The 12,335-nt window shown below is 72.1% G+C and carries 11 protein-coding genes and 1 pseudogene; 4 read left to right on the forward strand and 8 right to left on the reverse strand.

The features are described 5' to 3' along the window. The first annotated feature begins 313 nt into the window (after nt 1–313). Nucleotides 314–1,462, forward strand: coding sequence for a hypothetical protein (locus ABD369_RS20305; protein ID WP_344637886.1), 1,149 nt, complete (start codon nt 314–316; stop codon nt 1,460–1,462). Here ABD369_RS20305 and ABD369_RS20310 read toward each other — a convergent pair. Next, the gene (locus ABD369_RS20310) at nt 1,414–2,208 is read right to left on the reverse strand and encodes an alpha/beta fold hydrolase (RefSeq protein ID WP_425557693.1); all 795 of its coding nucleotides are present in this window, start codon (nt 2,206–2,208) and stop codon (nt 1,414–1,416) included. The two genes, ABD369_RS20305 and ABD369_RS20310, sit on opposite strands and share 49 nt — an antisense overlap. 155 nt (nt 2,209–2,363) lie before the next feature. Beyond that, nucleotides 2,364–3,650 carry a TerD family protein gene (locus ABD369_RS20315; RefSeq protein ID WP_344637888.1) on the reverse strand — a complete coding sequence of 429 codons (1,287 nt, stop codon included), beginning with the start codon at nt 3,648–3,650 and terminating at the stop codon, nt 2,364–2,366. Between the two features lie 166 nt (nt 3,651–3,816). Here ABD369_RS20315 and ABD369_RS20320 point away from each other — a divergent pair, with 166 nt between their 5' ends. Further along, on the forward strand, nt 3,817–4,710 hold the full coding sequence (locus ABD369_RS20320; RefSeq protein ID WP_425557694.1) for an S-methyl-5'-thioadenosine phosphorylase: 894 nt from the start codon (nt 3,817–3,819) through the stop codon (nt 4,708–4,710). A gap of 154 nt (nt 4,711–4,864) precedes the next feature. Here the strand turns inward: ABD369_RS20320 and ABD369_RS20325 are convergent, their stop codons facing one another. From ABD369_RS20325 to ABD369_RS20335, 3 genes and pseudogenes are all read right to left on the reverse strand, one after another. Next, the gene (locus ABD369_RS20325) at nt 4,865–5,257 is read right to left on the reverse strand and encodes a hypothetical protein (protein ID WP_344637890.1); all 393 of its coding nucleotides are present in this window, start codon (nt 5,255–5,257) and stop codon (nt 4,865–4,867) included. After that, nucleotides 5,257–6,387: a molybdopterin-dependent oxidoreductase gene (locus tag ABD369_RS20330; protein ID WP_344637891.1), complete on the reverse strand. Its 1,131-nt coding sequence runs from the start codon at nt 6,385–6,387 to the stop codon at nt 5,257–5,259. Before ABD369_RS20330 ends, ABD369_RS20325 begins: the two co-directional genes overlap by 1 nt. A 1,021-nt stretch (nt 6,388–7,408) precedes the next feature. Further along, nucleotides 7,409–7,788, reverse strand: a pseudogene (locus ABD369_RS20335) (dienelactone hydrolase family protein); the annotation flags it as partial. A gap of 220 nt (nt 7,789–8,008) precedes the next feature. Between ABD369_RS20335 and ABD369_RS20340 the strand changes: the two are divergent. Together ABD369_RS20340 and ABD369_RS20345 are read left to right on the forward strand one after the other, a co-directional pair. Beyond that, nucleotides 8,009–9,346, forward strand: a complete 1,338-nt coding sequence (locus ABD369_RS20340; RefSeq protein ID WP_344637892.1) for a glycosyltransferase 87 family protein — start codon at nt 8,009–8,011, stop codon at nt 9,344–9,346. 122 nt (nt 9,347–9,468) lie between these two features. Further along, nucleotides 9,469–9,816 carry a hypothetical protein gene (locus tag ABD369_RS20345; protein WP_344637893.1) on the forward strand — a complete coding sequence of 116 codons (348 nt, stop codon included), beginning with the start codon at nt 9,469–9,471 and terminating at the stop codon, nt 9,814–9,816. Nucleotides 9,817–9,917: 101 nt separating this feature from the next. Here the strand turns inward: ABD369_RS20345 and ABD369_RS20350 are convergent, their stop codons facing one another. From ABD369_RS20350 to ABD369_RS20360, 3 genes are all read right to left on the reverse strand, one after another. Next, nucleotides 9,918–10,346: a spore-associated protein gene (locus ABD369_RS20350; RefSeq protein ID WP_344637894.1), complete on the reverse strand. Its 429-nt coding sequence runs from the start codon at nt 10,344–10,346 to the stop codon at nt 9,918–9,920. Nucleotides 10,347–10,575: 229 nt separating this feature from the next. After that, on the reverse strand, nt 10,576–11,535 hold the full coding sequence (locus tag ABD369_RS20355; protein WP_344637895.1) for a helix-turn-helix domain-containing protein: 960 nt from the start codon (nt 11,533–11,535) through the stop codon (nt 10,576–10,578). A 157-nt stretch (nt 11,536–11,692) separates the two neighbouring features. After that, nucleotides 11,693–12,313, reverse strand: coding sequence for a DinB family protein (locus ABD369_RS20360; RefSeq protein WP_344637896.1), 621 nt, complete (start codon nt 12,311–12,313; stop codon nt 11,693–11,695). Nucleotides 12,314–12,335 lie beyond the last annotated feature (22 nt).

Below are 12,335 nucleotides of genomic sequence, written 5' to 3' on the forward strand. Positions count from 1 at the left end.
CTCCGGCGGCTCGTCGCTGACCGCCAACTGGCTGCTGACCGCCGTGCTGATCAAACTCTCCGACGCGGCCGGACGAGCCGAGCTGGAGCCGAACCCGCCCGTGTAACACGCGTCGGACTCACGGCGCTGCGATTGGCGACCAGGCTTCCCGGCTCTCCGTGATGACGCAGCGTGACCACCCTTTGGCGGAAGTCACCGGGCGTGCGGCCGCCCGTCGAACCTAACGTGGCGTCCCGGGGGACGATTCTGCGTCATTCTCGCGGGCCGAGTGCCGCCCTTCGGGCTGCCTGCCCGTCCTTCAGGAGGCAAGTAGATGAGACTTCGGGCTAGTTCGAGCGCGTGGGCCGCCACGGCAGCGCTGGTGGCCACTCTGGCCGTCGGGGCCGCGCCGGCCGCGGCGGGTCCCGCGGGCGGCGAACACGAGCCGTTCCTGAACCGGCTGAACACCGTGTCCACGGTGGCTTCCACCGTCCCGGCGAACGGGGACCTGAACCCGTACGGCACCTTCGCGATCCGGGAGAACGCCGGCGACCTGCACCGGGGCAACATCCTGGTCAGCAACTTCAACAACTCGCAGGCGCTCGGCAACCAGCAGGGCCGCGGCACCACGCTGGTCCAGATCAGCCCGCATGGGAAGGTCACCCAGTTCGCCCAGATCGACCCGGCGCACCTCCCCGGCCCGTGCCCCGGCGGAGTGGGGCTGACCACCGCGCTCACGGTCCTCCCCGGCGGCTGGGTCGTGGTGGGCAGCCTGCCCACCACCGACGGCACCTCGGACACCGCCCAGGCGGGCTGTCTGCTGGTGCTCGACAGCCACGGCACGGTGCGCGAGACCATCTCGGGCGACGGCATCAACGGGCCGTGGGACATGACCGCCGTCAGCCACGACGACTGCAGCGAGCTGTTCGTGACCAACGTGCTGAACGGAACGGTCGCCGGCGGAGGCAACGAGGTGGACCAGGGCACCGTGCTGCGGATCACCCTGCGCCACAAGGGTGACAAGAAACCGCCGCACCCGGTGGCCACCACCGTCATCGGCGACGGCTTCCCGCAGCGGACCGACCCGCAGGCGCTGGTGGTCGGCCCGACCGGGGTGGCACTCGACCGCGAGGGAACGCTCTTCGTCGCGGACACCGTGCGGAGCCGGATCACCGCGATCCCGCGCGCCCTCACCCGCAAGGACAGCGACGGCATCGGCCGGGTGATCAGCACCGGCGGCGCCCTGAACGGACCGCTGGGGATGGCCCTCACGCCCAGAGGCGACATCCTGACGGTCAACGGAGGGGACGGCAACATCGTCGAGACCACACCCAAGGGCAAGCAGGTGGCGGTCAAGCAGATCAACTCCGAGGGCACCCCGCCGGGCGCGGGAGCGCTCTTCGGCCTCGCGGTGGACCTGGACGGTGACGCGGTCTACTTCGTCAACGACGCCGACAACGAACTCGACGTGCTGACCCGGTAGGAGGGCGGCGGCTCGGAAATCCGCCTGGGCAGCGGGAGTTCGAGACCACCGGAGGCGTCCTGGTCGAGGGCGAACGCGTCCGCCGCGGCGGCGGGCAGCGGGCGCAGACCGAGCAGGGCGCCCGCCAGCCCGGCGGTCGCGCGATGCCAGTCGGACGCGCGGCGCAGCAGGGCGTGGCCCGAACCGTGGACGGTGTACCCGGCGACCCGGGCGCCCGCCGAGCGGGCACGTGCCGCGAAGCGGAGGGTGTCGGCGGGAGCGGTCACCCGGTCGCGGTCGCCGTGCAGCGCGATCAGTTGGCGGTCCTTCAGCTGCTCGTGCGGATCGTCCGCCGGGCACCAGGGCGCGAGGGCGACCACGCCGGTGACGCACGGGTGGCCGGCCGCGTGCAGTGCGGCCCGGCCGCCCATCGAGTGGCCGATCAGGACGGTCGGGACCGGGCCCAGCTCCTCGGCGAGGTCGTGCAGCGCGGCCGTGGTGTCCCGAACGGCATCGGCCCGCTCGCCGTTCCACCCCCGGTACCGGTAGCGCACCACCCCGACGGCGACCTCGTCGCCCGCCGTCGCCCTGGCCACCGCCCGCACGAACCCGGTCATCCGCAGCCCGGGCAGGTTCACCGGGCCGGGGCGGGCCTCGCTCGCCACCTCGCCGCCGTGCAGCACCAGCACGGCGGCGACCGGGGCGGCCGGCCGCACCCGCCAGGCCAGCGCCTGGTGCCCGCCCACCGCTGAGCCGCTCACTGCCATGTCCACCTCTGCCTGCTCCCGTGCCGTCGCCTCTCGTCCCGTTCTCGGGACGGTCACTGTATGCGGAACGGCGGGCCGGGACGGCAGGTTCCGGGAGGTGGGCCGGGAGCTGGTGCCGGGGTGGCCCGGACCGGCGCCGCGCGCGGTGGGGGCCGTCACTTGCTCCCGGGGAACCAGTCGAAGTTCCAGCCGTACGCGGCGTCGATCGCCTGGTGCACGGACCGGGCGGGGGTGGCCTGGAAGTACCGTCCCTCACGGCGGACCGCCAGTCCGCTCCCGTCGTGCTCCAGTGTCGCGACCACGCAGGCGGTCGCGGGGAACTCGCAGCCGTCCAGCGTCAGTTCGATGGTCGGCCCGGTGACGGGGAAGAGCGTGGCGAGACCGTTCAGGCCGGTGAGCGGGAGCTTGTCGTAGTCGTAGACGAAGACCAGCAGGCGGCGGATCTCGGCGGCCCGGTCGAGGTTGACCCAGAGGTCCTCGCCGGTGGCGACCCTGCCGGTGCGGTCGTCGTTGGCCAGCAGCACGTACGGCGGCTGGTACAGGTCGCCGAAGTTCCCGCCGACGGCCTGGACGACGCCCCGTCTGCCGTTCGCCAGCTCCCAGAAGCAGCCCAGGTCGAGATCCCGGGCCGCCGCGACGGGCTGGAACGCCGAGCGCAGCACCTTCATCAGTCGGCCACCGGTGCCCTGGCCCGGCTGCGGGCCCTCCGCCGAAGACCAGTTGAGGTTCACGCGCAGCATGCCGGCGGTGGTCCCGTGCTTGGCCAGCGAGACGACCGGGTCCTTCTCGGTGAGGCGGATCTTGCTGAGGCTGACAGGGGAGGGTGCGGGTGCGGGTGCGTCGGCGGGTGCGGGTGCGGGTGCGGGTGTGGGCACCGGTACGGACGCGGGGGCGGGCTCCGAAGCCTGGCCCGGCTCGTCATCGACGGTGATGCCGTAGTCCGTGGCCAGACCCGCGAGCCCGCTGTCGTACCCCTGGCCGACCGCCCGGAACTTCCAGCCGCCGCCCCGCCGGTACAGCTCCCCGAGTACGAAGGCGGTCTCGCTGCTCGCCCCCGTGTCCTCGAACCGCGCCACCTCCTGGCCGGAGTGCGAGTCCAGCACCCGCAGGTGCAGTCCGGGCAATGCCCCGAACGGGCCGCCGTCGCTGGAGGCCGCCAGCACCACGGTCTCCACCGCGTCGTCCAGCTGGTCCAGAGCGACCGTCAGCGTGTCGGCGACCGTGCCGTCCTGATCGGGCCGCTTGCCGAGGTGGCGGACCGCGCCGGAGGTGTCCTGCGGCTGGTTGTAGAACACGAAGTCGGCGTCGGAGCGGACCCGTCCGCCCGCGAGCAGCAGCGCGGAGGCGTCCGCGTCGGGGACACCGGGACCGCCGCGCCAGTGCAGCTCCACCCGGACTCCGGTCGTGGACAGCGCGAGGTTCGCGCCTTTCGCTATCAGCATCAGCAGTCCGCTCCGCTTAGACGGTTCCGAAAGGCGAGGACGCACCCTCATCGCCCGCCACCGGGTGGGGGCTGGGGGCGAGGGGCCCTCGTGGTTCCTACCCTAAGAGCCGCACCGTCCGAGTCCGGTAAGACGCGGGACCACCGCTCCGGCGGTGGCTGCTTCTATGGTGGGGGCAGGACGAGACCGAAAGGCAGTCACCGTGGCTGACACCATCGCAGGCACCGCCCGGCTCCCGCGAGCCGAGCTCGGCGTGATCGGAGGCTCGGGCCTCTACGCACTGCTGGACGACGTGACCGAGGTTGCCGTGGAGACCCCGTACGGGCCGCCCAGCGACTCGCTCTTCATCGGGGAGGTGGCCGGACGCAGCGTCGCCTTCCTGCCCAGGCACGGTCGCGCGCACAGTCTGCCACCGCACCGGATCAACTACCGGGCCAACCTGTGGGCGTTGCACTCGCTGGGGGTGCGCCAGGTGCTCGGACCGTGCGCGGTGGGCGGGCTGCGCCCCGAGTACGGCCCCGGCACGCTGGTCGTCCCTGACCAGTTCGTGGACCGCACCTCCGGCCGGGTGCAGACCTACTACGACGGGCTGCCGCTGCCGGACGGCGGGGTACCCGAGGTGGTCCACGTCTCGATGGCGGACCCGTACTGCCCGGACGGCAGGCGCGCGGCGCTGGCCGCCGCCCGGGACAACGCCTGGGAGCCGGTGGACGGCGGCACCCTGGTGGTGATCGAGGGCCCGCGTTTCTCGACCAGGGCGGAGTCGCGCTGGTTCACCGCCAACGGCTGGTCGGTGGTCGGCATGACCGGCCATCCGGAGGCGGTCCTCGCCCGTGAACTCGGGCTCTGCTACACCTCGTTGGCCCTGGTCACCGACCTCGACGCAGGTGTGGAGACCGGGGAGGGGGTCACCCACGCCGAGGTGCTGGCCGTGTTCGCGCGCAACGTGGATCGGCTGCGGACCGTCCTGTTCAAGGCACTTGAGGGCCTGCCGAGCGCCCGGGACTGCATCTGCTCGCACGCGCTCGACGGCCTTGAGACCGGACTGCCGGGGACGTGAGCCCGGGCCTCGGCGGCGCCCGGCCCGACCGGTCCCACCCGGCCCCAGGTGATGGTGAGCGTGGTCGAGCCGGTCGCACCGGTGTCACCGTGACGGCCGCCCAGGACGAGCGCGACGGCAGCCCTCGATGCGGTACGCGCTCGCCCTTCGCGGCTCATCCGCGGCGGCGGGTCCGCGAGACGAGGGCCGTCACAGCGGCGGCGACGGCCGTGACGGCAAGAGCGAGCAGCCAGTTGCGCAGATAGGGCAGCGGGAGAAGGGAGGCGTTGCCGTTGTTCCGCCCGTCGCGCAGCAGGGGCGGGAGCGCCACGGCGGTGACCGCCGCCGCGACGATCAGCCAGCCGCGCAGCACCGGTCCCCGGACGAAGCCCGCCCCGAGGGCACAGAGCACCGGGACCCACAGCCCGTCATGGATCAGCAGCCCGCCGAACAGCCAGACCAGCACGTCGAGCGGATCGGTGATGTAGCTGTCGTGCAGCAGCCCGTAGACCCCGTACCCGATCAGGCCGGTCCCGGCGAGCGCGGTCACCACCCGGAACGTCCGCATCAGATCACCTCCAGCCGTGCGACCCACTTGGTTTGCAGCACACCCGGCCGGTTGGGCGCGATGATTCGTGCCGGGTAGCCGTGGTCGGCCGTCAGCACCCGGCCGTTCACCCGGAGCGCCAACAGCGTCAGCGGGTCCTGCGCGAACGCGGCGGGCATCTCCATCACCCGGTACGGCCCGTTGGCCTCCAGCGAGGTCACCCGGACCCGGGCGGTGGGCGGCGCGCCGGCCCGGGCGAGCAGGTCCCTGAGGCGGACCCCGGACCAGTGGGCGGAGGCACTCCAGCCCTCGACGCACGCGATCGGCAGCCGCGACTCGGACTGCGGAAGGGCGAGCAGCTGATCCATCGTCAGTTCGTACGGTCGTGGACCATCGATGCGCAGCCGCCAGTCCGGCGGGGTGACGGTGGTGTTCGCCTGGGCGGCCGTACGGGTGACGGGGAGACCGAGCTCGCCCAGGTCGGGGCGGCGCGGGGCGAACAGGGTGAGGCGGCGCAGCCACGGCACGGTCTGACCGGCCGTGGTGGCCGTGACCGCGACGGCCGCCACCGTCACCGCGCCGAGGAACGCCCGCCGCTGGCGCAGCCCCGGGACGCTGCCGCGCCGCCAGTGCTGCGCGATCATCGGCCCCTTGGCGGCCACGTGCACCAGCAGCCCGCCGGTGGCCACCCAGGCCAGCCAGAAGTGCGTCTGCCGGAAGGGGAACGGCCACGGGTACCACTCAAGGATGTTCAGCAGTCCGATGAACAGCTCCAGCAGCATCGTGGAGACCAGGACCGCGATGCCGAGCCGCTCCAGTGCGTGCAGCACGCTGCGAACAGGCGGCCACTCGAACAGCTTCGACTTTCTCAAACGGGGGTCGTGACTGTCGCCCAAAAGCTTATGACCGAAGAGCCGGGGGTAGACCGCCCAGAGCTTCGCCCCGAGGAGCGGGATCGCGGCGATCCCCGAGATGACGTGCAGTCCCTGGGTGACCCGGTAGCCGTTCACCGGGCGGCTTGGCAGGTGGTCGCGCAGCCAGGTCGGCGGCTGCTGGAGGACATGGCTGAGCAGCCCGGTCATGAAACAGACCACCAGTGCCGCGCCCAGCCAGCGGCCCACCACGACGGTGGTGCGCGGCTCGTGCAGCACCGACGTGAATGCGTCCTCCCGAAACGGACCTCGGCGCAGGGATTGCGGGAGGAGTGACAGCGGGAAGTCGACGTCTCGGCTCACCCGGATGGTTGTCTGAGGCTCGGCCAGCTCCCCGGGCGTGGGTCGTACTGCCCCGGCATTGGGAGGGGCCTCGGGCTTGGGTCGCACGGCGGACGGGGGTGTCGGGACTGGCGCCTTGGAGGGCGGAGCGGCTTCGGGGAGAGGTGGAGACTTGGGTGTTTCCGTGGGTTTGGATGGCTTGGCGGGCTCGGGGCCGTTGGCCTTCGGCCCATCCTCTTCGCGATCGTGAGGTTCGGGGGTTCTCGGGTCCACGCCTTAATGAGAGCGCGTGTTGGGCCTGGCGAGGGCGCTCGACGTGCTTACAGAAGTCGAACGGCGATAGTCCTGTGAGCCGAACTGCTGTGCACGTCTACTGGCGGATTCAACTCGCTCTGCCGGCCGATCCTCGTGGGGTGGCTTGCGCTGAGAAGCGATCCGCAAACCCGCCACGGGTTTCCGTTGGCCCCACTTCTGCGCTGAACAGGTGAGGGCGCGAGGAAAGGGCGGAGAGTTCCGGGTTCGTTTGGTCCCACCCCCTCGATCGGGTGAGGTTTCACCGCTGACCGCCCGTCGGAGTGGTGGCGTCGGTGGGGATCGTCGCGCGGCCGGTAGCGTGCGGTGAGCAACGCCCGCCCCGATCGCGCCCCCGACAGGACAATAGGCATCGATCAGCTCATCAGCGCGGTACGTGCCGTCGATGACGCCGGTCACGAGGTGGGCGCGGAGCTCATTGCTGGCCGTGGTGTTGGTCATGGTGGCCTCTGGCCAAGGATCTCCGGGCGCTGGACCGGAGTTCGTGCACGGGCATCGTGACCGCCGCCGCCTACCAGGGGCACCACGTTCCCGATCTCGCGGCTTGGCAGCGAAGCTGAGGACCTGTACGTCCTCGTAGCTCCTGAGGCGCTGTGTCATCTTCTCCGCTGCCGTGTCATGACGATGGCAGTCCCGATGCTCCAGCTCACTCCGTCACGGGCAGGCACTCGGCGAGCAGGTCGACGATGTCGCGCCAGGCCCGCTGCGCGTGCTGCGGGTGGTAGCCGACGCCCGGGACCACGGTCTGGTCGACCGGCGGGTGGTGGAAGGCGTGCAGGGCTCCGCCGTAGACCACGAGGCGCCAGTCGAGCCCGCGGCCTGCATCTCGGCGGTGAACGCGTCCCGTTGCGCGGGCGGCATGATCGGGTCTTCCGACCCGACCCCGGCCCACACCGGGCAGCGAATGCGCGCCGCCTCGCCCGGTCGGCCCGTGGTCAGTGCGTTGACCGTCCCGATCACCCGCAGGTCGGCGCCGTCGCGCCCGAGTTCCAGCACGATTGCGCCCCCGGTGCCGTAGCCGATGGCCCGTGGGTGGGCCCCTGTGGAGGCTCTGGTTCTGGCGGAGCACATCGACACCGATGCGAACCAGGCCGCCGGCCATCGCCACGTCATCCGGGGGTCGTCGGTTCCACGCCTCCATGAGGGCGCCTGCGGGCCGCGAAGTCGGGGTTCGGCGTGCTTACGGAAGTCGAACGGAGGCCCGCCATTGCGCCGGAGCGGCGGGCCCCGGTGGCAGGGTGAACCCGTGCCAGCCACCCGCCCGCCCGCCCGCTCCGCCACCGTGCTCGCCGTCTGCGCCCTGGTCGCGCTGGTCGCCGCCCTCGCGCTGACCGTCAGCCGGGGCGGGACGCTCGGTAACTCCCGTCCGCTGCACGGTTGGTACCTCGCCGACCTCGGCCTGTTCGCGACCGCCGTGGCCCTGTTGCGCCGAGTGCCCGCGCCGCGGGTCGCCGGACTGGTCCTGGCGGGCAGCGTGGCCGTCGCCGCCACCGGCCTGGCGGCACCGCCGCGCACCAGCGACGACGTGTACCGCTACGTCTGGGACGGCCGGGTCCAGGCCGCCGGTGTCTCGCCGTACCGGTACACGCCCGACGACTCCGCGCTCGCCCGGCTCCGGGACCCAGCGCTGTTCCCGCCGGACCCCTGCCGGGCATGGAACGAGCACCGTACCGCCTCGGGTGTCTGCACCCACATCAACCGGCCCGGCGTGCACACCATTTACCCGCCCGTCGCCGAGTTCTGGTTCCTCGGTCTGCACGCGGCCGGCGGGACCGTGCGGACCGTCCAGGTCGGCGGCGCGTTGCTCGCGGTCGCCACCACCGGGGTGCTGCTGGTCCGCCGCCGGGACTGGCGCGCGGCGCTCTGGGGATGGTTCCCCGGCATCGCGATCTGGTCCGTCAACGACGCCCATGTGGACACCCTGGGTGCGTTGCTGCTGGTCATCGCCCTCGCGCTGGCGGTCAGGCGGCGCGTCGTCGCGGCCGGGGCCGCGCTCGGCGCGGCCGTCGCCACCAAGCTGCTCCCCGGACTCGCGCTGCCCGGCGCGATGTCGGGCGTGCTCGCCCGCCGTCCGGGCCTCGGTGATCTGGTGCTGCCCGGCGCCGCGCTGGCCGCGTTCGCGCTCGCCTACCTGCCGTACGTGATGGCCTCGGGCACCAGGGTGATCGGCTACCTGCCCGGCTATCTGCGCGAGGAGGGGTACCAGGACGACGGCGGCATCGGGCGGTTCGGCCTGCTGCGGCTGCTGCTCCCGGCGGACTGGGCGCCGTACGCGGCCGCTCTGGTGCTGGCGGTGGTCGTGCTGTACGTCCTGCGGCGAGGCGACCCGGCGCGTCCGTGGAGCGGTGCGCTGCTGGTCACCGGTACCGCGCTGCTGCTGGTCGCGCCCGCGTACCCCTGGTACGGCCTGCTGGTCGTCGCGCTGGTGGCGCTCGACGGGCGCTGGGAGTGGCTGGCCGTCCCCGCAGCCGGGCAGGCGCTCTATCTCCTCCAGGGCGGCGCCCAGCAGCCCGCGTACGGCGCCGCGTTGGCCGTGGTGGTACTCGGCGCGATCGTGCGACGTGCCCGGATCAAGAAAAGTTGACGTCTCGTCAACTCGGTGCAGTGCGAAGGTGACGCGAGGAATCGTTTCGGCGGATGCGGGGCCTCCTACCGTGGTGCCTGTCCGACCTGGCAAACCCTGCCATCGAGAAGGAACACCTGATCATGCGTCTCCGCAACGCCGCGACGGCCGCCACCGCCGCTCTCCTGCTCGTGCTGACCGTGCCCGCCTCGGCCGGCGCGGCTCAGGGCGAGTTCACCTACCGGTTCATCGGCCTGGACGGCTCCCCGCAGATCGGCCGGCTGATCGACCCGCCGAGCCGAGTGTGCGTCAACCTGCCCGAGGTGGCGGATCCGAACGACTCCGAGCCCGCCGACACCCCGCGCAACCGCACGGCCTCGACCGCCACGGTCTTCAAGGACGCCGACTGCGGAGGCGACCACTTCAGCCTTCGACCGTTCACCGGCCACGCCTCCGAGCGCCTGAAGTTCCGTTCGGTGGTCTTCTCCTGAGGCCCGCCCGGAGCCGGCCGGCCTCGGCCCTCGGAGGAAGGCCGAGGCCGGGGGATCACGGACGGTCCTCAGTCACGGTGCGTCCTGGTGCGGCTGGTCCGTCAGCCGCACCAGCCCGGGCCCTCGCCCCACCAGCCACCGGAGTTGTAGTCCTCGCCGCCGAAGTAGATGCACTGTCCGGGGGCGTACAGGTAGACCGGCCCGGCGTAGGAGCTGTAGTTGCCGGCGTCCTGCTGCCGTCCGCTGCCGTCGCCGTAGGTGATGTAGGCGCCGGTGAGGGTCGGGGTGCCGACCCGGCTGTTCTTGATGGTGACCACACAGTTCTTGCCGGTCGAGCCGCTGTAGGTCAGGTAGACCGTCGAGGTGCCGCCCGGCAGGTTGAAGGAAGCGCGAGTGCCGTAGCTGGAACCGCAGACGGACTGCGGGGTGTAGTGGGCGATGGCGGCGTCGGCGGTCGCGGGGACCGCCAGCAGGCCCGCGCCGACGACCGTGGTGAGGGCCGCCAGACGGACTGACGTTCGGAAGGACATTCCGGCTCCTTGGTGTCGATCCTGCTGTCTGCAACGCTCTCCGTGCACTGTGCTCCGGGCGGTTCGCGGGACGGGACCGGCCTGTCCGGACCGGGTCCTGCCGGACCTCGGGTGCGAGACTCCCCCCAGTGCGGCCGGGTCGGGTCTCCCGGTGCGGCCGTCCTTGCAGAGCCTGCCGTGGGACGGGCCGGCCTGTCTTGTACGAAAGCGAAAGCGTGCCGCTGCCCGGTCAGAACCGGCCGGTCAGGACCGGCCGGTCAAAGTAGGCCGGTCCGGCGGGGCCGTCCGCTGCCGGGAGCAGCGCGGCGCTGGTCACCCGGCCGCGGAGTCGGTCGGTCGGCTCGGGGAGCCCGGCGCCGAGATCGCGCCAGCCGAAGAACTCCCGGGGTGAGCAGCCGACCATCCCCTTGAAGGTGCGGTCGAGGTGGGCCTGGTCGTAGAACCCGCACCGCTCGGCGATCAGTGCGCCGCACGGCCGGCCCGGGGCCTCGAACGCCTCGAGTGTGCGCTGCAGCCGGGTGATCTGGGCCACCTGCTTCGGCGGCACCCCGATCTGCGAGCGGAAGCGCAGTTCCAGCCGGCGGCGGCTCCAGCCGGTGAGATCGGTCAGCTGCTCCACCGTCGTCTGCCCGCCGGAGGCCCGCAGCGCGTTCCAGGCGCGGGCGACCGCCGGATCCCACTCCGTTCCCTCGGCCAGCCCGGCGGTGAAGAAGGCGTCGAGGATGCCGAACCGCGCCGGCCAGCCCGCTGCCCCGGCCAGGCGATCGACCAGTTCGGTCGCACCGCGGCCGATGACCTCGGAGACGTCGGTCCACCGGTTGCCGAGCTCGGCCGCCACGGGACCGAACATCCGGTACGCGCCCTGCGGGGTGAGCGAGACCGTGACTCCCCGCAGCCGGCCGTCGTGCGCCGCGATCGTCGCGGTACGCCGCAGACCGCTCACCACGGAGGTGAACCGTGCGACGGGGCCCGGCTCCACCGCGTCGACCAGGGAGATCACACCCTCGAAACCGAGCGCCAACGTGATGACGTCGGTGGGTACTTCGATGCGTCGTCGCGGCTGCGGCAGTCTCATCCGGTAGCCGCGGTAGCCGAGGACCCAGTCCCGCAGCGCGGGACCGGGACGGCCGTACACCATCGTGCACTCGCTGCCGGTGGACAGTGGTAATCGCTGGTGGTCCATTGCCATGGGCTCGTCCTCCACTCGCCGTCCTGATGTGGGCACGATGGCCCAGTGCGTCGGAAGGCGTCAACGAGATGGGTGTCAATCCCATTGCGTGAAGAGCAAGTTGAGCCTTCTTCGGAGTGAGAGCAGCCGAGTCGTGATCCGGCCGTGACGGGATGGGTCAGTGCTGCCGTGCGCGGTAGAGGTCGCGAATCAGGGCGATCTCGGCTCCGTGGTGCAGCAGTTCCTGGTTGACCCACCAGACCGTCTCGATGAAGAGGTCCTCCGGGTCGCTGCCGTACGGGTACCGGCTGAATCCGACCGTGTCGAGCGCGGCGTCGTCGGCACCGAGCAGCACCGCTCGCCAGGCCGTGGCAGCGGAGTCGAAGACCCTGATCGCCCCGGCGGCGTCCGCGGCGACCGGGTGGTCCTCCCGGGTCAGTCGGTGGCTGCCGTCGGTGTGGTCGGCGCGGAGGGCGAGCATCTCGCTGAGGTGGCTCAGGCGCCACGCGATGGTGGTGAACGGCGGCGGCGAGGGGTGCGGGCTGTCTGCCGAGTCGCGTCCCCAGCCGCCCGCACCGACCAGGAAGGCCGCGCTCGGCCCGGGCCCGTCCACACGCCGGCGGATCGACCAGCAGCCTGGTGCCGGCTCCCAGCGGTACTCCTCGTCGGTCATGGGTGCGACGTCGACGTCCACGCCGTTGCCACTGTCCGAGACCGGGCCCGCCATCCGGTCGGTGAGGCGCTTGCGGGCGAAGTCGAACTGCTCCAGCAGTGGGACCAGTCGAGGTGGCGTGGTCAACTAACCCTCCTGTGCTCAGCCG

The sequence above is a fragment of the Kitasatospora cystarginea genome (assembly GCF_039533515.1).
Classification (GTDB): domain Bacteria; phylum Actinomycetota; class Actinomycetes; order Streptomycetales; family Streptomycetaceae; genus Kitasatospora; species Kitasatospora cystarginea.

Bases quoted from the DNA above. Each gene is read 5' to 3' on its own strand.
- ABD369_RS20320 (WP_425557694.1), top strand. From the start codon at position 3,817: ATGGTGGGGGCAGGACGAGACCGAAAGGCAGTCACCGTGGCTGACACC.
- ABD369_RS20305 (WP_344637886.1), top strand. From the start codon at position 314: ATGAGACTTCGGGCTAGTTCGAGCGCGTGGGCCGCCACGGCAGCGCTG.
- ABD369_RS20355 (WP_344637895.1), bottom strand. From the start codon at position 11,535: ATGGCAATGGACCACCAGCGATTACCACTGTCCACCGGCAGCGAGTGC.
- ABD369_RS20310 (WP_425557693.1), bottom strand. From the start codon at position 2,208: ATGGCAGTGAGCGGCTCAGCGGTGGGCGGGCACCAGGCGCTGGCCTGG.
- ABD369_RS20315 (WP_344637888.1), bottom strand. From the start codon at position 3,650: ATGCTGATAGCGAAAGGCGCGAACCTCGCGCTGTCCACGACCGGAGTC.
- ABD369_RS20325 (WP_344637890.1), bottom strand. From the start codon at position 5,257: ATGCGGACGTTCCGGGTGGTGACCGCGCTCGCCGGGACCGGCCTGATC.
- ABD369_RS20350 (WP_344637894.1), bottom strand. From the start codon at position 10,346: ATGTCCTTCCGAACGTCAGTCCGTCTGGCGGCCCTCACCACGGTCGTC.
- ABD369_RS20345 (WP_344637893.1), top strand. From the start codon at position 9,469: ATGCGTCTCCGCAACGCCGCGACGGCCGCCACCGCCGCTCTCCTGCTC.